This window comes from Haemophilus aegyptius, assembly GCF_900475885.1.
Taxonomy (GTDB): Bacteria; Pseudomonadota; Gammaproteobacteria; order Enterobacterales; family Pasteurellaceae; genus Haemophilus; species Haemophilus influenzae.
Genome location: NZ_LS483429.1, coordinates 110398 through 133232, shown reverse-complemented (window position 1 = coordinate 133232; position 22835 = coordinate 110398). Strand labels below are relative to the sequence as shown.

Genomic DNA, 22835 nt, shown 5'->3' with positions numbered 1-22835 from the left:
TCAACAAGATGAATATTTTAATCACCGGCGGTTCCGGCTTCATCGGTTCCGCTCTTATTCGATATATCATTTATCAGACTCAAGATTCCGTTATCAATATTGATAAACTGACCTATGCGGCAAATCAATCAGCTTTGAAAGAGGTTGAAAATAATCCTCGCTATGCTTTTGAGCAAATTGATATCTGTGATCTTAAGGCGATAGAAAGCGTTTTCGAGAAATATCAGCCTGATGCAGTGATGCATTTGGCGGCAGAAAGTCATGTCGATCGTTCTATTTCTGGAGCAGCTGATTTTATTCAAACCAATATCGTTGGTACTTATACGTTGTTAGAGGTTGCTAAGAATTATTGGCATACCTTAGACGAAGCTAAAAAAACGACCTTTCGATTCCACCATATTTCTACTGATGAAGTTTATGGTGATTTATCTCTTTCAGAACCTGCTTTTACCGAATATTCTCCTTATCATCCAAGCAGCCCTTATTCAGCATCAAAAGCAGCGAGTGATCATTTAGTTTATGCTTGGCATCGCACTTATGGCTTGCCGGTGATTATTACAAACAGTTCCAATAACTATGGAGCTTACCAACATCCGGAAAAACTCATCCCTTTAGTGATTTCAAATGCACTGATGGGGAAGCCTTTGCCAATTTATGGTGATGGGCAGCAGATTCGCGATTGGTTATTTGTGGAAGAGCATGTTCAAGCCTTATATTTAGTTTTAACAAAAGGTCGAGTCGGGGAAAACTATAATATCGGTGGAAATTGTGAAAAAACAAACCTTGAAGTGGTTAAAACAATTTGTCAATTACTCGAAGAACTTGCACCAAATAAGCCTAATAATATTAAGTATTACGATGATTTAATTATTTTTGTAAAAGACCGACCTGGTCACGATGTGCGATATTCATTGGATTGTTCCAAAATTCATGCAGAATTAGGTTGGCAACCGAAAATAACCTTTGAACGAGGACTTAGCCAGACGGTACAATGGTATTTGTTTAACAGTTAATCTTCTTAAATAGGGTAAAAGATAAGAATGTTTATCTATCTTGTGATTTTTTCTCTTTTTATTAGACAATAAAATATAAGATAGTTGAAGAAGTAAAAAATATTGCCTGAGTTATGAGCCAAGAATGACTGGCTTGTGAAATAAAATATATGGGAAACAATATGTATAATTCCTAAAATACAAATACATTTTGTTTCTAAATTATGGGTGTTTAAATTTTTAATAAAGAAAAATATTGGAGCTAGAATAATCAGGATTAATGCTATAAATCCAACTAAACCACGTTTCACCCAAGATTCTAAATATTGATTATGTAAACTGCCAAAATTTAAAGTGGTTTTAGCCATTTGTTTAGATTTTACTTGTTTATGTCTAAACTCCTCGTATCCATTACTCCCATGGCCAAAGATAGGTGCTTCCTTTATAGCAATTAAGGCATTTTCCCACATGTCAAATCTCGCACCTAATGAGGTGTTTCTATTGTTTTTTTCTAAATAGCTAACAATATCTGATTTTGCTGCGTTATATCGTTTTTCAATTCCGAATTTAGGATTGGCAATGAGTGCGGTTAATCCAATGGTAATAACTGTAACTAAAGTTATAATAAGTTTCTTATTAATGTCTTCTTTGTATAGAAATAAAATTATACCAATTACAACGGGTAAGCCAATCCATCCACCTCTAGCCCCAGATAATGCACTAGTCATGATAGCAAGTATACTGGCTACAAACCCAAATAATGTAGACTTATATTGTTTTTTGATGAAGAAGTGAAGAGTGATAACAAGGGTGAATGTGGCTAAAGAGATCGCAATGTTGCCCATTTGTATGTGCATTGTTTCAGGAAATGGTTTTTCATACCCTAATACAAACTTCTGAAATAAAGCAACGCATCCAGTAATTAATGCACTAGAAGGAATTGCGTATAAAATTGTTTTCCTTTTTATTGGAAAGTTTTTGAATAAAAGTAGTAGAGGAATGAATAATAGAAGTCGGCTTGGATTATCTATTTCTCTAATCCCATCTTTATTGATAATGATAGATAATAAGAATGTGGAGAAATAAAATAAAAAAGAAAAAATCAGTTTTTTATCTTCAGAGCTAAAAGATAGTTTTTTCTTTAATGGTATGAAATAAATCAATCCAATCGCGCTTAATATTATTGGTGCATAGTTATAGCCCTTTGGAACGATTAAAACGGTTAAGAAAAATAGAGAAACTAAGAGGTTAATTGTAAACGTTAGATGTTTTTCTTGAATCATACGAATAAAAGCATGTGCAAACTTAAATTGAGTAGATTCTACCTTAAATATTTGTAAAATGCTTGTTATTTATGATTGAATGATGTGAAATTAGGTATAAAACTGGTATAGTTTTTTTAATCCTTTTTTGTTTTATGTATGGGGAAGATATGCAAATTACACTTTCAAATAACTTAGCGAATGATGCTTGGGGAAAAAATGCTATTTTGAGCTTTGACTCTAATAAAGCAACAATTCATTTAAAAAATAATGAAAAAACTGACCGCACTTTAGTTCAACAAGCTGCTCGTAAATTGCGTGGGCAGGGAATTAAAGATGTGGAATTGCTCGGTGAAGAATGGGATTTAGAATTTTGCTGGGCGTTTTATCAAGGTTTTTATACCGCAAAACAAGATTACGGGATTGAGTTCCCTCATTTGGATCATGATCTACAAGATGAATTATTAGCGCGTATTGAATGTGGTGATTTTGTACGTGGGATTATTAATGAGCCAGCACAAAGCCTAACTCCAGTAAAATTAGCAGAACGTGCGGCTGAATTTATTTTAAACCAAGCTGATATTTATAATGAAAAAAGTGCGGTAAGTTTTAAGATTATTTCTGGTGAGGAACTTGAGCAACAAGGTTATCACGGAATTTGGACTGTGGGTAAAGGCTCTGCCAACTTGCCAGCTATGTTGCAACTTGATTTCAATCCAACACAAGATCCGAATGCGCCAGTGTTAGCTTGTTTAGTTGGTAAGGGGATTACTTTTGACAGTGGCGGCTACAGTATCAAACCAAGTGATGGAATGAGCACAATGCGAACCGATATGGGTGGGGCAGCATTATTAACGGGGGCATTAGGTTTCGCTATCGCTCGCGGATTAAATCAACGCGTTAAACTGTATTTATGTTGTGCAGAAAATTTGGTAAGCAATAATGCTTTTAAACTAGGCGATATTATTACTTATAAAAATGGCGTGACAGCAGAAGTGCTGAATACTGACGCTGAAGGGCGTTTGGTGTTGGCTGATGGATTGATTGAAGCGGACAGCCAAAATCCAGATTTTATTATTGATTGTGCAACTTTAACTGGTGCAGCAAAAATGGCAGTAGGAAATGACTATCATTCGGTATTATCTATGGATGATGATCTCGTGAAGAATATTTTCCAATCAGCAAAAGAAGAAAATGAACCTTTTTGGCGTTTACCATTTGAAGATTTTCATCGCTCACAAATTAATTCATCTTTTGCCGATATTGCTAATATTGGTTCTGTTCCAGTTGGAGCGGGGGCAAGTACAGCAACGGCATTTTTATCGTATTTTGTAAAAAATTATCAACAAAATTGGTTGCATATTGATTGTTCCGCAACTTATCGTAAATCGAGTAGTGATTTATGGGCTGTTGGGGCAACAGGGATTGGTGTGCAAACTTTAGCAAATTTAATGTTATCAAAATCATTGAAGTAAGGAGATATGATGACAGAAAGAACTTTTTCGATTATTAAACCTGATGCGGTAAAGCGTAATCTAATTGGAGCAATCTTAACTCGTTTTGAGCAAAATGGCTTTAAAATCATAGCCTCTAAAATGGTACGCTTAACTCGTGAGCAGGCTGAAGGCTTTTATGCAGAGCATCAAGGCAAAGAATTTTTTGCTCCTTTAGTTGATTATATGATGTCTTCGCCGATAGTGGTTTCTGTTCTTGAAAAAGAAAATGCAGTGAAAGATTACCGCACTTTGATTGGTACAACTAATCCAGAAACTGCAGAAGAAGGGACAATTCGTAAAGATTTTGCATTAAGTCAGCGTGAGAATTCGGTTCACGGATCAGATAGTATAGAAAATGCAAATCGTGAAATTGCTTATTTCTTTACTGATTGTGAAATTTTTGAGCGTTAATTGATAGCAAAAAGCACCTAAAAGTTTTAGGTGCTTTTAAATTTTTAATACTTATAAAATCAGACCTTCTTAAGGTTTATAGATGAACTCAATTCCTTCATCATCTTCTTCAGTCCAATCATCATCCCAATCTTCGTCATCATCAAATTGATGCTCAGCTAGTTGTTCTTGATGATAATCTTCCCATTTGAATTTTACTTCTTCAGGTGCAACTTGTTGTGTTTCAGCTTCGCGTGGATTCGCTATGATAAAGTCCATAATATCACGACAAAGTGGTGGAACATTTTTCCCTGTTGCAGCTGAAATTAGGTAATAGTCTTCTTCCCAACCTAATTGTTCGGTGATTTCTCGAACCCGCTCTTCAGCTTCTTCATCGCTCATCGTATCAATTTTATTGAATACTAACCAACGTGGCTTTTCTGATAATTTTTCACTGTATTGGAAAAGTTCAGATTCAATAATAGCGACATTATCTGCTGGATTAGATCCATCAATTGGAGCAATATCGACTAAATGAATAAGCACTCTACAACGTTCTAAATGTTTTAAAAAGCGAATTCCTAGCCCTGCACCATCTGCAGCCCCTTCAATTAATCCTGGAATATCAGCGACTACGAAACTGTGTGAGTCGTCCACTTTCACAACACCGAGACTTGGTACTAAGGTAGTAAATGGATAATCTGCAACTTTTGGTTTGGCGGCTGAAACGGCACGAATAAAAGTGGATTTACCTGCATTAGGAAAACCGAGCATTCCCACATCAGCAAGTAGCATTAATTCCAATAATAAATCGCGTTTTTCACCCGGTGTTCCCATTGTTTTTTGACGCGGTGCACGGTTTACCGATGATTTGAAACGGGTATTCCCTAAACCGTGATAACCGCCTTTGGCTACCAACATTTTTTGACCGTGTTGGGTTAAATCTCCCAAGGTTTCTTTGGTGTCATTATCAATAGCACGAGTTCCTACGGGAACAGGTAAAATAATATCTTTACCGCGACGTCCTGTACAATCTGAACTCCGTCCATTCTCTCCACGCTCTGCGGCAAAGCGTTTATTAAAACGGTAGTCAATTAAGGTATTGAGGTTTTCATCAGCCTGTAAATAGACATCGCCACCATCGCCACCGTCACCACCGTCAGGGCCTCCTTTCGGTATAAATTTCTCTCGACGGAAACTTACGCAACCGTTGCCACCATCCCCAGCCTCAATTCGAATAAGGGATTCATCAATAAATTTCATTAAAACTTCTCCAAAATAAACCGCACTTTAATGAGTTTTATGCGGTAATAATTTATGTCCAATTGCGGATAAAATTGCCCCGCATACTACAACAAATGCGCCAATATAGCTAATATTATTCAATTCCGGTGCCGCAAAATCTGCTGGGCTAAAATAATGCGCAATATGAGAAAATAGGATCGTGAAAAGAGGTACAAGTGTGATAACAACACTGACTTTTGATACATCCCAACGATTAAGTGCTTCCGCATAAGAGCCGTATCCAATTAAGGTATTTAAACAGCAGTAAATAAAACAAATCAGAGCTAAAGGTGTGAGTTCTTGTACTTGCGAAAATTCAACCATCGGCATAAAGACTATGGCACAACCTAAATACATCATTAGCAAGATTTGTTGTGAATTAAATTTACGTAACATTAATTTTTGCGCCATTCCATAAGCGACCCAAATAAGAGCACCCCCTACACCTAAAATGACACCTGTTGAATACTGATTTAGTCCAGCAAATGCATCAAAACGATCATTAAAGAATAAGCCTAAACCAATTAATAATAAGAAAAGTCCGATCTTTTGGTGCAACCCTAATTTTTCTTTGAAAATCAGTACACCACAGATGAGCATTCCAAAAGAGGATAAATGAATAAAAATTTGTGCAACTGACGGTTCAATGTAATTCAGCGAGCTACTAAATAATAGAAAATTGCTGGTAAGACCAATTACTCCAATAAGCATAATCCACGCATATTGGCGAACTTTCATTAATTCAGGTAATTGTTTTTTATAAGCAAGTAAAGCCAATAATGAAACTGCAGCAATAATGAAACGATACCATACGATAGTTTGCGCATTCATTACAGACAAAACTTGTTTCAAGGCAATAGGCAATGACCCCCAAGCCATAGCGGTAATAAGCGCAAAGGTAAAGCCTAATAAAGGTTGTTGTTTCATTGCTTGCTCGCTTATGTGAAATTAAAAAGACAAAACGCCCCACAAAATTGTAGGGCGTTTCAATGGAATAGATTTTAAATTATTCAGTAACAATACTTACGTATTTACGGCTTTTCTCGCCTTTTACTTCAAATTTAACTTTACCATCTGCAGTTGCGAATAAGGTGTGATCTCTTCCCATTCCTACGTTGTTACCTGCGTGGAATTTAGTACCACGTTGGCGAACAATAATGCTACCTGCTAATACAGATTCGCCACCGAAACGTTTAACACCAAGGCGTTTAGCTTCAGAATCGCGACCGTTACGAGTTGAACCACCAGCTTTTTTAGTTGCCATCTACTTGATCTCCTCTGAAATTATGCTTGAATCCCAGTGATTTTCACTTCTGTGAACCACTGACGATGACCTTGTTGTTTACGGCTGTGTTTGCGACGACGGAATTTAACGATTTTAACTTTCTCGCCACGACCTTGTGCAACAACTTCAGCCACTACTTTTGCACCAGCAACTACTGGTGCACCAATTTTAACATCTTCACCATTAACGATCATCAACACAGAATCGAACTCAACTGTTGCGCCAGTTGCAAGTTCAAGTTTTTCTAAACGAACAACTTGACCTTCGCTCACACGGTGTTGTTTACCGCCACTTTGGAAAACTGCGTACATAAATACTCCGCTTAATTGTGTTTTCCTGCTTTTTAGCAGTCCACACTTAAAAATTCATATAAATAGGTTGCAAATTCTACGGAAAAATCCTACCTATGGCAAGAATTTATTTATAATAAAATAAAAAAATTCCCTTCATTTGCGGATTGATTTCAGAAAGTCTGAAAATTCGGGTAAAATGCACCGCACTTTTGACTGATAAATGATGAAAAATGAAGAAACAAGATCTTATGAGCATAGACGAGATCCAGAAACTTGCAGATCCTGATATGCAAAAAGTTAATCAAAATATTCTTGCTCAGCTTAATTCAGATGTACCGCTAATAGGACAGTTAGGTTTTTATATTGTTCAAGGTGGTGGTAAGCGGATCCGTCCGTTGATCGCAGTTCTCGCAGCACGATCTTTAGGGTTTGAAGGATCTAATTCAATTACTTGTGCTACTTTTGTTGAATTTATTCATACCGCTTCTTTGTTACACGATGATGTCGTAGATGAATCTGATATGCGTCGTGGGCGTGCTACGGCGAATGCTGAATTTGGCAATGCGGCGAGTGTGTTGGTAGGCGATTTTATTTATACGCGTGCATTTCAATTAGTTGCACAGTTAGAATCATTGAAAATTTTAAGTATTATGGCTGATGCGACTAATGTTTTAGCGGAAGGCGAAGTTCAGCAGTTAATGAATGTTAATGATCCCGAAACGAGCGAAGCTAATTATATGCGTGTAATTTATAGCAAAACTGCGCGTTTGTTTGAAGTGGCTGGTCAGGCTGCGGCAATTGTTGCCGGTGGAACAGAAGCTCAAGAAAAGGCGTTACAAGATTATGGGCGTTATCTTGGCACTGCATTTCAGCTCGTGGATGATGTATTGGATTATAGTGCAAATGCGCAAGCTCTAGGCAAAAATGTAGGCGATGATTTAGCTGAAGGAAAACCAACCCTTCCTCTACTACACGCTATGCGTCATGGAAATGCTCAACAGGCGGCTTTAATTCGCGAAGCGATTGAGCAAGGCGGTAAACGTGAAGCAATTGATGAAGTATTAGCTATTATGACTGAGCATAAGTCTTTAGATTATGCAATGAATCGTGCAAAAGAAGAGGCTCAAAAAGCAGTGGATGCAATCGAAATTTTGCCAGAAAGTGAATATAAACAAGCGTTGATTTCATTGGCATATTTGTCTGTAGATAGAAATTATTAGTCCATAATTTAGCTTATATACTTGATACCCATTAATTTTAATTAAACTTTATGAATACAGAACTTCAACCTAAACTAGAAAAAAGTGCGGTCAATTTTCAAGCTAAACCGCGAAAACAAAAAATCCGTAAGGATCCTAACGCACCTTTTATTCGTGAAAAACTTGAGTTGCCAGATGGACACAATAAGCTCCTTTTGCATTCTTGTTGTGCGCCTTGCTCTGGCGAAGTGATGGAAGCAATTCTTGCATCAGGCATTGAATTTACAATTTATTTTTATAATCCAAACATTCATCCACTCAAAGAATATTTGATTCGTAAAGAAGAAAATATCCGTTTTGCAAAAAAATTTGGTATTCCATTTATTGATGCTGATTACGATCGTCAAAATTGGTTTGATCGTGCTAAGGGTATGGAATGGGAGCCTGAGAGAGGTATTCGCTGCACAATGTGTTTTGATATGCGTTTTGAAAAAGCTGCTGCATATGCTCATAAACATGGTTTCCCTGTATTTACTAGTTGCCTAGGTATTTCTCGCTGGAAGGATATGAATCAAATCAATGGCTGTGGACATCGTGCGGCGGAAAAATATGATGATGTTATTTATTGGGATTATAACTGGCGCAAGGAAGGTGGCTCGCAACGCATGATTGAAATTAGTAAGCGTGAGCGGTTTTATCAACAGGAATATTGCGGTTGTGTGTATTCTTTACGTGATAGTAATAAATGGCGAGAAGAGACGGGTCGTCAAAAAATTGAAATCGGAAAATTGTATTATAGTGCTGATTAAAAATAGAAAAATAAAGGTGTTGTTTCACAGAATTTGCTGAACAGCACCTTTTATTTCACTATTTTATCACTTCATCTTGATCATAATGATTAATTTTTAAACGTTGAAAATAATCTTTTGTTTCTTCAATGATCACTTTTCGCAATCCAATAAGCGCGATAAGATTTGGGAAAGCCATTAAACCATTTACGATATCGGCGATAATCCATATTAAATTTAAATGTAAGAATGCGCCTAATCCAACCAATATAATATAAGCTAAACGATATAGTTTTACGCCACGAATACCAACGAGATAAACAAAGCAACGTTCACCGTAGTAACACCAGCCTAAAATAGTTGTGAATGCAAAAAATAATAAACCTACTGTTACAATCGTTGCGCCAATTGACATGCCTAAACCTTGTGAGAATGCGTAGTTTGTTATTGTGGCACCTGCTAATTCAGGATTGTTCCACGCCCCCGTTAATACCAATACAATACCACTCATCGTACAAACGATGATGGTATCCAAAAATGTTCCTGTCATAGAAATTAAACCTTGACGGACAGGCTCACGAGTTTGTGCCGCTGCGGCTGCAATTGGTGCGCTTCCTAAACCAGATTCATTGGAGAAAATGCCTCTGGCGACGCCTGATTGAATAGCCTTCATTACGGTAAAGCCAACAGCCCCGCCTAGCGCAGCTTGTGGATTAAAAGCACTATAAATAATTAATGAGATCGCATCTGGTACTTTTTCTAGATTTAAAAGGATGATAACTAGTGAAGTCGTGACGTATAAAATAGCCATAAACGGCACAATTACCGATGATGTGGTTGCGATATGTTTTACACCGCCCAGAATGATTAAGCCGACTAAAAGCGTAACAATGATTGCTGTAACTAAAACTGGAATATTAAAAGTGTCTTGCATTGCATAAGTAATCGCATTGACTTGAGGGAATGTACCGATTCCAAAAAAGGCAACCATTACGCCAAATAATGCAAATAATTTTGCTAACCATTTGATACCTAGCCCGCGTTCAATGTAATACATTGGACCGCCAGCCATAAAGCCATTTTTATCGCGAACACGGTATTTAACTGCGAGTAAACATTCAGCATATTTTGTTGCCATTCCTAATAAGGCGACTAGCCACATCCAAAAAATAGCACCTGGTCCACCTGCTTGTACCGCAGTTGCAACGCCCACAATATTCCCAGTTCCAATCGTTGCTGCTAATGCGGTACAAAGTGCGGCAAAAGATGACACATCACCTTTTCCATCTTTATCTTTTTTGAACAAATAACCCAGCGCACGTGGTAAATAGCGAATTTGAATAAAACCTAAGCGTAATGTTAAATAAAGCCCTGTGCCAGATAATAATATAAGTAGCGGTGCGCCCCAAATAAAGCTATCAATAGCTGAAAGAATTGACTCAATTGTCATATGATTCCTCGTCGTTTAAATCAAAAATAAACACGACAAGAAGACGAAAAGATACAATAGAAAAGAAAGTGCGGTAAAAAGATAGATAATTTCCACACTTACGATAGATTGTCTTTTGCCCCTGTCCTTTTGCCTGAGCGTTTGAAAAACGATTGAAAAATTAACCGCTCTTTTGCGCCTTCGGCGTCCATTTCTAAAATGGATCTCTCCAAGGGTTCGTCCAGTAACAGTCCCTGCCATCGCACCTGAAAGATTTTACATCGTCGGTGTGGGGTCTATTCCCCGCTCTCCAGCTACCTTCATCCGAACTCACTTTTCATTGTGGCAATCACAATGAAAGCGTATGGATTCTATCAAAATGGGAAATAAATTTCAAAAAGGAATTTTTAAATAACCTAGTTCATTCAATATCTCCACAAAAACGATATCCTTCACCATGTACTGTCATAATGATATTTGGGGCATTTGGATGGTCTTCAAAATGTCTTCTGATACGTCGAATTGTGACATCCACCGTACGATCTTGAGGTTTTAACTCACGACCCGTTATTTTTTTTAGTAATTCTTCGCGCGTTTGTAATTTCCCTGGATTTTCACAGAAATGTAACATTGCACGAAATTCACTGCGAGGAAGTTTAAATTCTTGCCCTTCTGGCGTAATTAAACTATGGCTATTTAAATCTAATTTCCAGCCGTTAAAACGATAGAATTCTCGACCAAATGTATTTTCTTTTTCTTGCTGTGGCATTGTGCGATGCAATAGATTTCGCGCGCGGATAGTTAATTCTCGAGGGTTAAAAGGCTTGGTTAAATAATCATCGGCACCGATTTCTAGCCCTAGAATTTTATCCACTTCATTATCACGACCAGTTAAGAAAATAAGCGGCAAGTTGAGTTCTTCGCCGAGCTCTCTTGCCAATAATAAGCCATTTTTACCTGGTAAATTAATATCCATCACAACTAAATTAATATTATGATTTGCCAGTATATGATGCATTTCAGTACCATTTTCTGCTTCAAACACATCATATCCTTCCGCTTCAAAAATCCCTTTAAGCGTATTTCGAGTGACAATTTCATCTTCAACAACGAGAATTTTTGGAGTAGTCATTTTCCATCCTTATACTTATTTTGGCGTATGCTATCAAAGCTATCATTCTATCTGTGCAACATTATTGTAACAATAAAAAAGTGCGGTGATTTTTTACTTGATTTTCGTTTTTGTGATCTAAATCATAGTTTTAGGTATTCAACTTTCTTTGTGATAGAATTTCGAGAATCTATATTTTTATACTTAATTCTATGAAAAAACTCTTTCTTTTTTTTACGCTGATTTTCACCGCTTTTGCGGCTAATTCAGGTTTATTCGATAAAAAACAAACCTTTTTAAAAGTAGATGATGCTTTTGCTTTTTCTGCTACTTTATCTACAGATAAAAGCCAGTTACAAGCCCATTGGGATATTGCCGATGGCTATTATTTGTATCAAGATAAAATTAGTGCTGAGTTAGTCGGTAAATCAAATCCTCTCTCTTTACATACCCAACAGGCGGCGGAGTTACATCAAGATCCTTATTTTGGCGAAGTAAAAGTTTTTACTCACTCAATTGATGGCATATTTAGGGGCGCATTTAATAATGCTGATGATAAGGTTGAAATCACTTATCAAGGATGTACCGAAGGTTTTTGCTATCCGCCTGAAACTAAAGTATTACGAATTGGGGATTTAGCCGTTTCTCAAAAGCAAATTGTCGAAAAAACAGTTGAAAAAAATACCGCACTTTTATCTGAACAAGATCGTTTAGCTGATGGTTTATTCCATAGTAAATGGGCAATTTTTGGTTTCTTTGTATTAGGATTGGGACTGGCTTTTACGCCTTGCGTATTGCCAATGTTACCGTTGCTTTCTGCTATTGTTATCGGTCAGCAACAACGTCCAAATATGATGCGAGCGTTTAGTTTAGCTTTTCTTTATGTTCAAGGCATGGCTCTGACTTACACTTTGTTAGGTCTTGCAGTGGCAGCCATCGGTTTACCGTTTCAAATCGCCTTGCAACATCCTTATGTGATGATAGGGCTTTCTATTTTATTTGTTGTGCTTGCCCTTTCAATGTTTGGCTTATTTACTATTCAATTGCCAAATAGCTTACAAAATAAACTAAATACGTGGAGCCAAAAACAAACTTCGGGTGCTTTTGGCGGAGCCTTTGCAATGGGAATGATTGCTGGGCTGGTGGCATCGCCTTGCACATCTGCGCCACTTTCTGGTGCTTTACTTTATGTGGCACAAAGTGGCGATTTATTCACAGGCGCAGCAACCCTTTATTTGCTCGCACTTGGTATGGGCGTGCCGCTAATGTTAATCACATTGTTTGGTAATAAAATTTTGCCCAAATCAGGTGAGTGGATGAACACAGTGAAACAAACATTCGGCTTTGTTATGTTGGCGTTACCTGTATTTTTACTTTCTCGTATTTTGCCTGAAGTATGGGAGCCTCGCTTATGGGCTGGGTTAGCGACAGTATTTTTTATTTGGTTTGCGTTGCAGATGTCTAAGAACGGTTTTGGCTATGCTATTAAAATTATTAGTTTTGCGTTGGCTATGGTTACTGTACAACCCCTGCCAAATTGGATTTGGCAAACTCAGACTACAACACAAAGTGCGGTAGAAAATAAGTCTGTTTCTCAGGTTAAATTTAAGCAAATTAAAAATACTGAAGAACTTGACCGCACTTTAGCGGAAAATCCGCATTTAATTGCTATGTTGGATTTATACGCGGATTGGTGTGTTGCTTGTAAAGAATTTGAAAAGCTGACGTTTTCAGATCCACAAGTGCAACAGCAATTTCAAAATATCTTATTGTTACAAGTGAATATGACAAAGAATAACCCAGAAAATAAAGCATTAATGGAACGCTTTAATGTGATGGGATTGCCTACGATTTTATTTTTTGATCAGCAAAATAATGAAATTAAAGGAAGTAGAGTAACGGGCTTTATGGATGCTGATGCTTTTTCCAATTGGTTAAAAGCCTTGCATTAAGTTAGAATTATTTACAATAAGTAAAAACTTTTTTTCTGTTATACATCTTATTTAACAAATAGCTAATCATTACTATAGCTAGGTTTTAATTTATCTTTAAACGAAAGGAAAGCAAAATGAACAATCTTGAAAAATATCACCCGTATTTCTTGGCATTTTTACGTATCGTTGCCGCTTATATGTTTATTTTACACGGCACAGCAAAATTTTTGGAATTTCCAATTTCTGCGATCCAATGCTACTAGTGGCAGGCGTAATTGAAATTGTGGGTTCCATTTTATTAATCTTAGGTTTATGTACACGCCAAGCCGCGTTTATTTTGTCAGGGGAAATGGCATATGCCTATTTCTTTCTCCACGTAGCAGGAAAAGGAAACCTATTTTTCCCAATTGCAAATGGCGGCGAGCTTGCATTACTTTACTCACTTCTCTTTCTATATTTTGTATTTTCTGGCGCAGGTGCTTGTGCTTTAGATAATAAGTTTTTTAAAAAGTAGTTTAGTTGTAGTTTCATAATTTTATCCTTATTTTTGCCCACATTTATGTGGGCTTTTTTATGCCTGAAATTTATCGTATTTTTACCGCACTTTAAGAAATTATATTTAATCTTTTCTATATTTAAGCAAACGTTTGCGTTATAATTCTCATCGCTTATTTTTAACTATTTAATGAAAGGAAAATACAATGGCAGATCGTCCAATTCGTCAGGCTTTACTGAGTGTGTCTGATAAAACGGGTATTGTAGAGTTTGCTCAAGGTTTAGTTAAACGTGGTGTAAAACTACTTTCAACAGGTGGAATGGCAAAACTTTTAGCACAAAATGGTTTACCTGTAATGGAAGTGTCTGATTACACAGGTTTCCCAGAAATGATGGACGGTCGAGTGAAAACCTTACATCCCAAAGTACATGGCGGGATTCTTGGTCGTCGTGGTACAGATGATGCCATCATGCAGCAACATGCCATTGAAGGTATTGATATGGTCGTTGTGAATTTATATCCCTTTGCTGCCACTGTGGCAAAACCTGATTGCACTTTGGCTGATGCGGTAGAAAATATCGATATTGGCGGTCCAACAATGGTTCGTTCTGCAGCGAAAAACCATAAAGATGTGGCGATCGTAGTTAATAACAATGATTTCAACGCAATTCTAGCCGAAATGGATCAACATCAAAACAGCCTAACTTTTGAAACTCGTTTTGACCTTGCGATTAAAGCATTTGAACATACCGCTCAATATGATTCTATGATTGCCAACTATTTCGGTCAGCTAGTAAAACCTTATCATATTGCAGAGGAAGAAGAGGCGAATGCGAAGTGCGGTCAATTCCCACGAACTTTAAACCTTAACTTCGTGCGTAAACAGACTATGCGTTACGGCGAAAACGCCCATCAAAATGCGGCATTTTATGTTGATTTAAATGTGAAAGAAGCGAGCGTGGCTACAGCTAATCAACTGCAAGGTAAAGCCTTGTCTTACAATAATATTGCCGACACTGATGCTGCACTTGAATGCGTGAAAGAATTTGACGAGCCAGCTTGCGTAATCGTTAAACATGCCAATCCATGTGGCGTGGCGTTAGGTAAGGATATTTTAGACGCTTATAATCGCGCTTACCAAACCGATCCAACGTCTGCTTTTGGCGGCATTATTGCTTTTAACCGTGAATTAGACGAAAAAACGGCGAATGAAATTGTGGAACGCCAATTCGTTGAAGTGATTATCGCACCGAAAGTTTCTGCTGAAGCGCAAGAAGTCGTGAAACGTAAGAAAAATGTGCGTTTGCTTGAATGTGGTGAATGGACTTCTCGTTCCGAACGTTTGGATTTCAAACGTGTAAACGGCGGTTTATTAGTACAAGATGCGGATTTAGGTATGGTTGGCGTGGATGATTTAAAAGTCGTGAGTAAACGTCAGCCAACTGAACAAGAATTAAAAGACTTATTATTCTGCTGGAAAGTGGCAAAATTTGTGAAATCCAATGCCATTGTTTACGCCAAAGACAATCAAACTATCGGCATTGGTGCAGGTCAAATGAGCCGTGTGTATTCGGCCAAAATTGCAGGTATCAAAGCACAGGATGAGGGCTTGACCGTGGCTGGTTGTGTGATGGCATCTGATGCGTTCTTCCCATTCCGTGATGGCATTGATGCGGCAGCGAAAGTGGGTATTCAATGTGTGATCCATCCAGGTGGTTCAATGCGCGATCAAGAAGTCATTGATGCGGCGGATGAACATAATATGGTAATGGTATTGACTGGAATGCGACATTTTAGACATTAATTTATCTAACTATCCCCCTCTTTACAAAAGAGGGGGAATTGCAGGTAAAAAATAGCCGTACTTTTTTAAATTAGGCATACGCAAGGACTACAACATGGACATCCTCATCATCGGAAACGGCGGTCGTGAACACGCTTTGGCTTGGAAAGCTGCACAATCTCCATTAGCAGATAAAGTTTTTGTCGCACCGGGTAACGTGGGTACCGCATTGGAACACAAAGTAGAAAACGTGAATATTTCTGCGACAGATATTCCCGCATTAGTGAAATTTGCTCAAGATAAACAAATTGGATTAACCATTGTTGGTCCTGAAGCCCCCTTAGTGACTGGGGTAGTTGATGCATTTCGTGAAGCTGGATTGAAGATTTTTGGGCCAACTCAAGCAGCGGCACAATTAGAGGGTTCAAAAGCATTTACTAAAGATTTCCTTGCTCGTCATAAAATTCCAACAGCGGAATATCAAAACTTTACCGAAGTCGAACCAGCATTGGCTTACTTGCGTGAGAAAGGCGCGCCAATTGTCGTTAAAGCGGATGGCTTGGCGGCGGGTAAAGGCGTAATCGTTGCGATGACATTGCAAGAAGCCGAAGATGCAGTACGCGATATGCTTTCTGGTAATGCCTTTGGCGAAGCGGGCAGCCGAGTAGTGATTGAAGAATTTCTAGATGGCGAAGAAGCCAGTTTTATCGTCATGGTAGATGGTAAAAACGTAGAACCTATGGCGACTAGCCAAGATCATAAACGTGTGGGCGAAAATGATACGGGGTTAAATACAGGCGGTATGGGTGCGTATTCGCCTGCACCAGTAGTAACACCCGAAATTCATAGTCGCATTATGAAGGAAGTGATTTACCCAACCGTTAATGGCATGGCAGCGGAAGGCAATGTTTACACGGGTTTCCTATATGCAGGATTAATGATTATGCCAAATGGGCAGCCGAAAGTGATCGAATTTAACTGCCGTTTTGGCGATCCAGAAACGCAGCCAATAATGCTACGTCTCAAATCAGACCTTGTTGAACTCTGTCTTAAAGCATGTGACGGCAAATTAGATGAAGTAATATCACAATGGGATCCACGAGCTTCTTTAGGTATCGTATTGGCTGCAGAGGGATACCCAAAGGATTATCGTAAAGGCGATGAAATCAGCGGATTGCCTAAAAGTGCGGTCAAAAACGAGAAAGTTTTCTTAGCGGGTGTCGCAGAACAAGAAGGCAAGCTAGTCACAAACGGCGGTCGTGTACTTTGTGTGACTGCGTTAGGCGAAAGTGTATTTGAAGCACAACAAAAAGTGTTAAAATTGGCTGAGCAAATTCAATGGTCTGGGCGTTTTTATCGTCGAGATATTGGTTACAGGGCTGTGGAACGAGAGTTGCAAAAATAATCCATATCATTATGATGAATTAATTTCATTTAAGTGATGAAAATTTAGGAATGAAATTTTAATTAAATTTTTATCCATAAACAGTTAAACTATCTGCCATAAATTACATAACAGGAGAACACAATGTTTACAAGAAATATGACTATCGCTGATTACGATCCAGTATTGTGGCAAGCGATTCAAGATGAAAATCGTCGTCAAGAAGAACATATCGAACTCATTGCATCTGAAAACTATGCGAGTCCACGTGTGATGGAAGCGCAAGGTTCACAATTCACTAATAAATATGCGGAAGGCTATCCAGGTAAACGTTATTACGGTGGTTGTGAGTATGCGGACATTGTGGAACAGTTAGCAATTGACCGTGCGAAAGAATTATTTGGTGCAGATTACGTGAATGTTCAACCGCACTCTGGATCACAAGCAAACGCTGCAGTGTATGGTGCATTGATTAATGCAGGCGATACTATTTTAGGTATGGATTTGGCTCACGGTGGTCATTTAACTCACGGGGCAAAAGTCAGTTTCTCTGGCAAAATTTATAACTCCGTACTTTATGGAATTACTGCGGATGGCTTAATTGATTATGAAGACGTTCGTCAAAAAGCATTAGAATGTAAACCAAAACTTATCGTTGCTGGTTTCTCGGCTTATTCACAAGTTGTGGATTGGGCGAAAATGCGTGAAATCGCAGATGAAGTTGGTGCATATTTATTTGTGGATATGGCGCATGTAGCAGGATTAATTGCAGCGGGTTTATATCCAAATCCACTGCCTCATGCACATGTTGTGACAACAACAACTCACAAAACATTGGGCGGTCCGCGTGGTGGTTTAATTCTTTCATCTTGTGGCGATGAAGAAATCTACAAAAAATTACAATCATCCGTATTCCCTGCAAATCAAGGTGGTCCATTAGTTCATATTATTGCGGCAAAAGCAGTTTGCTTTAAAGAAGCATTAGAGCCTCAATATAAAGAATACCAAGCAAATGTAATCAAAAATGCAAAAGCAATGGTTGAAGTATTTAAACAACGTGGTTATGACGTTGTGTCAAATGGTACTGAAAACCACTTGTTCTTAGTAAGTTTCATTAAACAAGGATTAACAGGTAAAGCAGCTGATGCGGCATTAGGCAAAGCAAATATTACCGTGAATAAAAATGCAGTACCAAACGATCCGCAAAAACCATTCGTCACTTCTGGCATCCGTGTAGGTACACCATCTGTGACTCGCCGTGGTTTCAATGAAAATGATGTGCGTGAATTAGCTGGCTGGATGTGTGATGTTTTAGATGCTTTAGGCAAAGAAAATGAAGAACAAGTGATTGCTGAAACTAAAGAAAAAGTATTAGCAATTTGTAAACGTCTTCCAGTTTATCCGAAATGATTTATTTTCTTTCGTTGATTATATGTTTAGCGGCGATTAATATCGCCGCTTATTTTTTATGGGAAATTATATGACTTATATTGTTGGCTTAACTGGTGGCATTGGTAGTGGTAAAACAATGATTGCTAATTTATTTGCCGATCTTGGTGTACCTCTAGTGGATGCGGATGTGGTTGCTAGAGAAGTCGTCGCGAAAGATTCCCCCTTATTGTCAAAAATTGTTGAACATTTTGGGGCTCAAATTTTAACGGAACAAGGCGAGCTTAATCGCGCGGCTTTACGAGAGCGAGTGTTTAACCATGATGAAGATAAATTGTGGTTAAATAACCTTCTACATCCCGCTATTCGTGAACGAATGAAACAACAACTCGCTGAACAAACTGCGCCTTACACATTATTTGTCGTCCCTTTATTAATAGAAAATAAATTGACCGCACTTTGTGATCGTATTTTGGTGGTGGATGTGAGTCCACAAACTCAACTTGCTCGTTCAGCTCAACGAGATAACAATAATTTTGAACAAATTCAACGAATTATGAATTCTCAAGTTTCTCAACAAGAGCGTTTGAAATGGGCGGATGATGTGATTAATAATGATGCTGAACTGGCCCAAAACTTACCGCACTTGCAGCAAAAGGTGCTAGAATTGCACCAGTTTTATTTACAACAAGCGGAAAATAAAAATGTCTGACGAAATGATTGAAGTACCTTGTCCGATTTGCCAAAAATCTGTGCCTTGGATAAATGAAAGTACTTTTCGACCTTTTTGTAGCAAACGTTGCCAGTTAATTGATCTTGGCGAATGGGTGGCTGAAGAAAAAGCGATTCCAAGTGATACTGCTGATTTTGCAATGGATCCAAATGTGAGTGACGGATGGAGCATTAAATAGAGATTAACCGATAGGAAACCCTATCGGTTAATTTTTATAAGTGCGGTGCTTTTTTTGAGGATTTTTCCTAAAAATGCTATGCTAAACGTAATTTTATTATTCTAAAATGTGATTTTTATGCAACAAGATTATTTAAGCCAACAACGATTCTCCGCGCTTCCTCTACACCCGATTGTACGAGATGCTTTGGCAAAAAAAGGCTTTGATTTTTGTACCCCAATTCAGGCTTTATCCTTGCCTATCAGTTTAAATGGACGAGATGTTGCAGGACAAGCTCAAACTGGTACAGGCAAGACAATGGCTTTTTTAACGGCTACTTTTCACCATCTTTTAACCCACCAAGATCCTAATCTTAAATATCCTCACCCAAGAGCTTTGATTTTAGTGCCTACTCGAGAATTAGCGGTGCAGATTAGTAATGACGCAGAATTTCTTGCAAAAGCGAGTGGATTAAAGACCGCACTTGCCTATGGTGGCGATGGTTATGATAAACAACTACAAGCGATTGAGTGTGGCGTAGATATTTTGATTGGTACGACGGGGCGAGTCATTGATTATGTGAAACAAGGCGTAATTGGTTTAGATGAAATCCAAGTTGTCGTGCTAGATGAAGCAGATCGAATGTTTGATCTTGGGTTTATCCGTGATATTCGTTATTTATTGCGTAAATGCCCCGCTCCGCAAGCTCGTTTAACGATGTTATTTTCAGCGACGCTTTCTTATAAAGTGCGTGAATTAGCATTTGAAGATATGAATGACCCTGAATATATTGAAATTGAACCTGAACAAAAAACAGGTCATCGCATTAAAGAAGAACTTTTTTATCCATCTAATCAGGATAAAATGGCACTTCTCTTAACCTTAATGGAAGATGAATGGCCTGAACGCTGTATTGTATTTGCGAATACGAAACATCGTTGTGAAGAAATTTGGGGCTATTTGGCGGCTGATGGGCATCGTGTCGGTTTACTGACTGGCGATGTAGCACAGAAAAAACGTTTATCGTTATTAAAACAATTTACTGATGGTGATTTGGATATTTTAGTGGCAACAGATGTGGCTGCTCGTGGCTTGCATATTTCTGATGTGACGCATGTTTTCAATTATGATTTACCCGATGATCGAGAAGATTATGTTCACCGAATCGGCCGCACTGGACGAGCAGGGGAAAGTGGTGTTTCGATTAGTTTTGCTTGCGAAGAATATGCGATGAATTTACCAGCAATTGAAGAATATATTGGCCATTCTATCCCTGTGAGCCAATATGAAACAGAAGCCTTGCTTGAACTGCCGAAACCGTATCGGTTGAAACGTGCGGTGCCACCGCAAGGACATACAAGACATCGTTCTTATCACACAAAATAGGTGGGCTTCAGTCCACGCATTTATTTAATGATGAAAAGTGCGGTTAATTTTGACTGCATTTTATATTCCTATTTTTTATATCCTCCTTTGTTCATCATTCATCTTGTGGGTTTACGGCTTACCTACAGATAAGTATTGTTACGTTTTTTGTTTTTTAACTTGCCAAAAAACAAAAAATAAATAAAATGAACGATCATTCATTTTTTGAGCAATTATTGCTCCTTATTTTACTCAAGGATCTTATGCGACAAGCTAAAACAGACTTAGCTGAACAGATTTTTTCAGCGACAGATCGTTTAATGGCAAAAGAAGGGTTGAATCAACTTTCTATGCACAAACTTGCGAAAGAAGCAAATGTAGCCGCAGGAACGATTTACCTTTATTTTAAAAACAAAGATGAGTTGCTTGAACAATTTGCACACAGAGTGTTTTCAATGTTTATGGCAACACTTGAAAAAGATTTTGATGAAACGAAACCTTTTTTCGAACAGTATCGACAAATGTGGAAAAACATTTGGTATTTCTTACAAGAAAATCCCACTATTCTATCCAATTTAAAGCAATATGAATCTTTGCCGAATTTCAAGGATATTTGTAAAAACATTAAAAATTGCCGTTGGGATTTATTTTGTCATCAAGCCCAAAAAGCTGGCTTATTAGCGGAATTATCTGAAGATATTCTCTTTTTATTAAGTTTGAAAACGGCGATAAATTTAGCCTCTGATGCAAAATTTATCGATTTCGATCTTAAGCCTGAAATTTTAGAATCTGTGATTGAACGCTCTTGGCGTGCGATTCAGAAATAATTGTTGCTATTTTTATAACGGAGCTTTAAACATGAGTCAAACTCAACATCAAAGACCAAAACGCTCACATATTTTCTTTATGAAAATAATTTTAGTGGTATTTGTCTTAATTTTTGTCGGTGTCATCGGTTTTAATATGATAAAAGGCGTAATGATAAGCCGAGCCATTGCAGAAATGCCAGAACCTTCAAGCCCAGTGACCGCACTTGAAGTACAACCACGTGAGTGGACGCCAGTTATTAACACAACAGGTCTTGTGCGTCCAAATCAAGGCGCAATGCTCAGTACACAAAATGCAGGTACGATTTCTCAAGTACTTGTGCAAAATGGCCAACAAGTGAAAAAAGGCGATTTACTCATTGAACTCGACAGTTCAGTAGAACATGCAAGCCTACAAGCCGCACAGGCACAACTCCCAGCTCTTCGCCAAACTTATCAACGTTATGCGAATTTATTGAAAAGCAATGCTGTTTCACGACAAGAAATGGATAACGCAAAAGCGGCTTATGACGCTCAACTAGCCAATATCGAATCTTTAAAAGCAGTAATTGAGCGCCGTAAAATTGTTGCGCCATTTGATGGCAAAGCAGGTATTGTGAAAGTAAATGTGGGTCAATATGTGAATGTTGGAACAGAAATTGTGCGTGTAGAAGATACTAGCTCAATGAAAGTGGATTTTGCTCTTTCACAAAATGATTTAGATAAATTACATATCGGTCAGCGCGTTACAGCGACAACAGATGCTCGCTTGGGCGAAACATTTTCAGCTCGAATCACGGCTATTGAACCTGCCATTAATTCATCAACAGGTTTAGTTGATGTTCAGGCTACTTTTGATCCTGAAGATGGGCATAAATTGCTTTCAGGTATGTTCTCTCGTTTACGCATTGCGCTTCCAACTGAAACAAATCAAGTTGTCGTTCCACAAGTAGCTATTAGCTACAATATGTATGGCGAAATTGCCTATTTACTTGAACCATTATCTGAAGAAGAAAAAGGAAAAATGTCAGGTAATGAAAAATTGGATCGTCTCTATCGTGCGAAACAGATCACCGTATTTACTAAAGATCGTCAAGGTGTTTATGCTCAATTACAGGGAAATGAAGTTAAAGTGGGAGATAAAATTATTACAGGCGGTCAGCAAGGTATTGGTAATGGAAGTCTTGTGGAATGGATTAAAAAAGACATTGTGGGTGCAGTAGAGCCTGCACATAAAACACCACTTTAATGTATGAGGA

General features: G+C 38.0%; 21 protein-coding genes, 1 pseudogene and 1 riboswitch. Of the genes and pseudogenes, 15 read left to right on the top strand and 7 right to left on the bottom strand.

Annotation, left to right across the window (positions count from 1 at the left end):
- The first annotated feature begins 8 nt into the window (after positions 1-8).
- Positions 9-1013, top strand: a complete 1005-nt coding sequence (rfbB, locus tag DQN49_RS00630) for a dTDP-glucose 4,6-dehydratase (protein ID WP_005651396.1) — start codon at positions 9-11, stop codon at positions 1011-1013.
- Positions 1014-1048: 35 nt separating this feature from the next.
- Here rfbB and DQN49_RS00625 read toward each other — a convergent pair whose 3' ends face one another.
- On the bottom strand, positions 1049-2275 hold the full coding sequence (locus tag DQN49_RS00625) for an O-antigen ligase family protein (protein ID WP_006995535.1): 1227 nt from the start codon (positions 2273-2275) through the stop codon (positions 1049-1051).
- Between the two features lie 149 nt (positions 2276-2424).
- On the opposite strand from DQN49_RS00625, the gene pepB reads away from it, so the two are divergent.
- A complete protein-coding gene (gene pepB, locus DQN49_RS00620; RefSeq protein WP_013527300.1) occupies positions 2425-3729 on the top strand; it encodes an aminopeptidase PepB in 1305 nt (434 codons plus the stop codon).
- A gap of 9 nt (positions 3730-3738) precedes the next feature.
- A complete protein-coding gene (gene ndk / locus DQN49_RS00615; protein WP_006995537.1) occupies positions 3739-4161 on the top strand; it encodes a nucleoside-diphosphate kinase in 423 nt (140 codons plus the stop codon).
- Positions 4162-4230: 69 nt separating this feature from the next.
- Here the strand turns inward: ndk and cgtA are convergent, their stop codons facing one another.
- The 4 genes from cgtA to rplU form a co-directional block, all read right to left on the bottom strand.
- Positions 4231-5403 carry an Obg family GTPase CgtA gene (cgtA, locus tag DQN49_RS00610; RefSeq protein ID WP_006995538.1) on the bottom strand — a complete coding sequence of 391 codons (1173 nt, stop codon included), beginning with the start codon at positions 5401-5403 and terminating at the stop codon, positions 4231-4233.
- A gap of 27 nt (positions 5404-5430) precedes the next feature.
- Positions 5431-6351 carry a DMT family transporter gene (locus tag DQN49_RS00605; protein ID WP_006995539.1) on the bottom strand — a complete coding sequence of 307 codons (921 nt, stop codon included), beginning with the start codon at positions 6349-6351 and terminating at the stop codon, positions 5431-5433.
- A 79-nt stretch (positions 6352-6430) separates the two neighbouring features.
- Positions 6431-6688, bottom strand: coding sequence for a 50S ribosomal protein L27 (gene rpmA, locus DQN49_RS00600; protein WP_005539872.1), 258 nt, complete (start codon positions 6686-6688; stop codon positions 6431-6433).
- A 20-nt stretch (positions 6689-6708) separates the two neighbouring features.
- Positions 6709-7020 (bottom strand): 50S ribosomal protein L21, encoded by a 312-nt coding sequence (gene rplU, locus DQN49_RS00595; RefSeq protein ID WP_006995540.1) that lies wholly within the window; start codon positions 7018-7020, stop codon positions 6709-6711.
- A 212-nt stretch (positions 7021-7232) separates the two neighbouring features.
- On the opposite strand from rplU, the gene ispB reads away from it, so the two are divergent.
- Together ispB and DQN49_RS00585 are read left to right on the top strand one after the other, a co-directional pair.
- A complete protein-coding gene (gene ispB / locus DQN49_RS00590; RefSeq protein WP_006995542.1) occupies positions 7233-8222 on the top strand; it encodes an octaprenyl diphosphate synthase in 990 nt (329 codons plus the stop codon).
- A gap of 50 nt (positions 8223-8272) precedes the next feature.
- Positions 8273-9010: an epoxyqueuosine reductase QueH gene (locus tag DQN49_RS00585; protein ID WP_006995543.1), complete on the top strand. Its 738-nt coding sequence runs from the start codon at positions 8273-8275 to the stop codon at positions 9008-9010.
- 58 nt (positions 9011-9068) lie between these two features.
- Here the strand turns inward: DQN49_RS00585 and DQN49_RS00580 are convergent, their stop codons facing one another.
- The gene (locus DQN49_RS00580) at positions 9069-10439 is read right to left on the bottom strand and encodes an alanine/glycine:cation symporter family protein (RefSeq protein WP_006995544.1); all 1371 of its coding nucleotides are present in this window, start codon (positions 10437-10439) and stop codon (positions 9069-9071) included.
- Positions 10440-10550: 111 nt separating this feature from the next.
- A riboswitch (glycine riboswitch) is annotated at positions 10551-10661 on the bottom strand.
- A 178-nt stretch (positions 10662-10839) separates the two neighbouring features.
- Complete coding sequence (gene arcA, locus DQN49_RS00575) at positions 10840-11550, bottom strand: two-component system response regulator ArcA (RefSeq protein WP_006995545.1); 711 nt, start codon at positions 11548-11550, stop codon at positions 10840-10842.
- A 191-nt stretch (positions 11551-11741) separates the two neighbouring features.
- Between arcA and DQN49_RS00570 the strand changes: the two genes are divergently transcribed.
- The 10 genes and pseudogenes from DQN49_RS00570 to acrA all read left to right on the top strand — a co-directional run bounded on the left by DQN49_RS00570 (position 11742) and on the right by acrA (position 22825).
- Positions 11742-13481: a protein-disulfide reductase DsbD gene (locus DQN49_RS00570; protein ID WP_006995546.1), complete on the top strand. Its 1740-nt coding sequence runs from the start codon at positions 11742-11744 to the stop codon at positions 13479-13481.
- Positions 13482-13597: 116 nt separating this feature from the next.
- A pseudogene (locus DQN49_RS00565) lies at positions 13598-13977 on the top strand (DoxX family protein).
- Positions 13978-14164: 187 nt separating this feature from the next.
- Positions 14165-15763 carry a bifunctional phosphoribosylaminoimidazolecarboxamide formyltransferase/IMP cyclohydrolase gene (purH, locus tag DQN49_RS00560; protein WP_006995549.1) on the top strand — a complete coding sequence of 533 codons (1599 nt, stop codon included), beginning with the start codon at positions 14165-14167 and terminating at the stop codon, positions 15761-15763.
- A 94-nt stretch (positions 15764-15857) separates the two neighbouring features.
- Positions 15858-17147, top strand: coding sequence for a phosphoribosylamine--glycine ligase (purD, locus tag DQN49_RS00555; RefSeq protein WP_006995550.1), 1290 nt, complete (start codon positions 15858-15860; stop codon positions 17145-17147).
- Between the two features lie 123 nt (positions 17148-17270).
- Positions 17271-18536, top strand: a complete 1266-nt coding sequence (glyA, locus tag DQN49_RS00550) for a serine hydroxymethyltransferase (RefSeq protein WP_005648164.1) — start codon at positions 17271-17273, stop codon at positions 18534-18536.
- 70 nt (positions 18537-18606) lie between these two features.
- Positions 18607-19227 carry a dephospho-CoA kinase gene (gene coaE / locus DQN49_RS00545; RefSeq protein WP_013527294.1) on the top strand — a complete coding sequence of 207 codons (621 nt, stop codon included), beginning with the start codon at positions 18607-18609 and terminating at the stop codon, positions 19225-19227.
- Positions 19220-19426 carry a DNA gyrase inhibitor YacG gene (gene yacG, locus DQN49_RS00540; RefSeq protein ID WP_005681585.1) on the top strand — a complete coding sequence of 69 codons (207 nt, stop codon included), beginning with the start codon at positions 19220-19222 and terminating at the stop codon, positions 19424-19426. The genes coaE and yacG overlap by 8 nt, the downstream gene beginning before the upstream one ends.
- A 117-nt stretch (positions 19427-19543) precedes the next feature.
- Positions 19544-20791: an ATP-dependent RNA helicase RhlB gene (gene rhlB / locus DQN49_RS00535; protein WP_006995552.1), complete on the top strand. Its 1248-nt coding sequence runs from the start codon at positions 19544-19546 to the stop codon at positions 20789-20791.
- Between the two features lie 242 nt (positions 20792-21033).
- Positions 21034-21597, top strand: coding sequence for an efflux transporter AcrAB transcriptional repressor AcrR (gene acrR, locus DQN49_RS00530; protein ID WP_032824449.1), 564 nt, complete (start codon positions 21034-21036; stop codon positions 21595-21597).
- Positions 21598-21628: 31 nt separating this feature from the next.
- Positions 21629-22825, top strand: a complete 1197-nt coding sequence (acrA, locus tag DQN49_RS00525) for a multidrug efflux RND transporter periplasmic adaptor subunit AcrA (RefSeq protein ID WP_006995554.1) — start codon at positions 21629-21631, stop codon at positions 22823-22825.
- Positions 22826-22835 lie beyond the last annotated feature (10 nt).

Excerpts from the sequence above, each read along its gene's own strand:
- ispB (WP_006995542.1), top strand. The coding sequence starts at position 7,233 with ATGAAGAAACAAGATCTTATGAGCATAGACGAGATCCAGAAACTTGCA.
- rpmA (WP_005539872.1), bottom strand. The coding sequence starts at position 6,688 with ATGGCAACTAAAAAAGCTGGTGGTTCAACTCGTAACGGTCGCGATTCT.
- rplU (WP_006995540.1), bottom strand. The coding sequence starts at position 7,020 with ATGTACGCAGTTTTCCAAAGTGGCGGTAAACAACACCGTGTGAGCGAA.
- purH (WP_006995549.1), top strand. The coding sequence starts at position 14,165 with ATGGCAGATCGTCCAATTCGTCAGGCTTTACTGAGTGTGTCTGATAAA.
- rfbB (WP_005651396.1), top strand. The coding sequence starts at position 9 with ATGAATATTTTAATCACCGGCGGTTCCGGCTTCATCGGTTCCGCTCTT.
- yacG (WP_005681585.1), top strand. The coding sequence starts at position 19,220 with ATGTCTGACGAAATGATTGAAGTACCTTGTCCGATTTGCCAAAAATCT.
- DQN49_RS00625 (WP_006995535.1), bottom strand. The coding sequence starts at position 2,275 with ATGATTCAAGAAAAACATCTAACGTTTACAATTAACCTCTTAGTTTCT.
- DQN49_RS00605 (WP_006995539.1), bottom strand. The coding sequence starts at position 6,351 with ATGAAACAACAACCTTTATTAGGCTTTACCTTTGCGCTTATTACCGCT.
- rhlB (WP_006995552.1), top strand. The coding sequence starts at position 19,544 with ATGCAACAAGATTATTTAAGCCAACAACGATTCTCCGCGCTTCCTCTA.
- glyA (WP_005648164.1), top strand. The coding sequence starts at position 17,271 with ATGTTTACAAGAAATATGACTATCGCTGATTACGATCCAGTATTGTGG.
- DQN49_RS00580 (WP_006995544.1), bottom strand. The coding sequence starts at position 10,439 with ATGACAATTGAGTCAATTCTTTCAGCTATTGATAGCTTTATTTGGGGC.
- coaE (WP_013527294.1), top strand. The coding sequence starts at position 18,607 with ATGACTTATATTGTTGGCTTAACTGGTGGCATTGGTAGTGGTAAAACA.
- acrR (WP_032824449.1), top strand. The coding sequence starts at position 21,034 with ATGCGACAAGCTAAAACAGACTTAGCTGAACAGATTTTTTCAGCGACA.
- cgtA (WP_006995538.1), bottom strand. The coding sequence starts at position 5,403 with ATGAAATTTATTGATGAATCCCTTATTCGAATTGAGGCTGGGGATGGT.
- arcA (WP_006995545.1), bottom strand. The coding sequence starts at position 11,550 with ATGACTACTCCAAAAATTCTCGTTGTTGAAGATGAAATTGTCACTCGA.
- ndk (WP_006995537.1), top strand. The coding sequence starts at position 3,739 with ATGACAGAAAGAACTTTTTCGATTATTAAACCTGATGCGGTAAAGCGT.
- purD (WP_006995550.1), top strand. The coding sequence starts at position 15,858 with ATGGACATCCTCATCATCGGAAACGGCGGTCGTGAACACGCTTTGGCT.
- acrA (WP_006995554.1), top strand. The coding sequence starts at position 21,629 with ATGAGTCAAACTCAACATCAAAGACCAAAACGCTCACATATTTTCTTT.
- DQN49_RS00585 (WP_006995543.1), top strand. The coding sequence starts at position 8,273 with ATGAATACAGAACTTCAACCTAAACTAGAAAAAAGTGCGGTCAATTTT.
- pepB (WP_013527300.1), top strand. The coding sequence starts at position 2,425 with ATGCAAATTACACTTTCAAATAACTTAGCGAATGATGCTTGGGGAAAA.
- DQN49_RS00570 (WP_006995546.1), top strand. The coding sequence starts at position 11,742 with ATGAAAAAACTCTTTCTTTTTTTTACGCTGATTTTCACCGCTTTTGCG.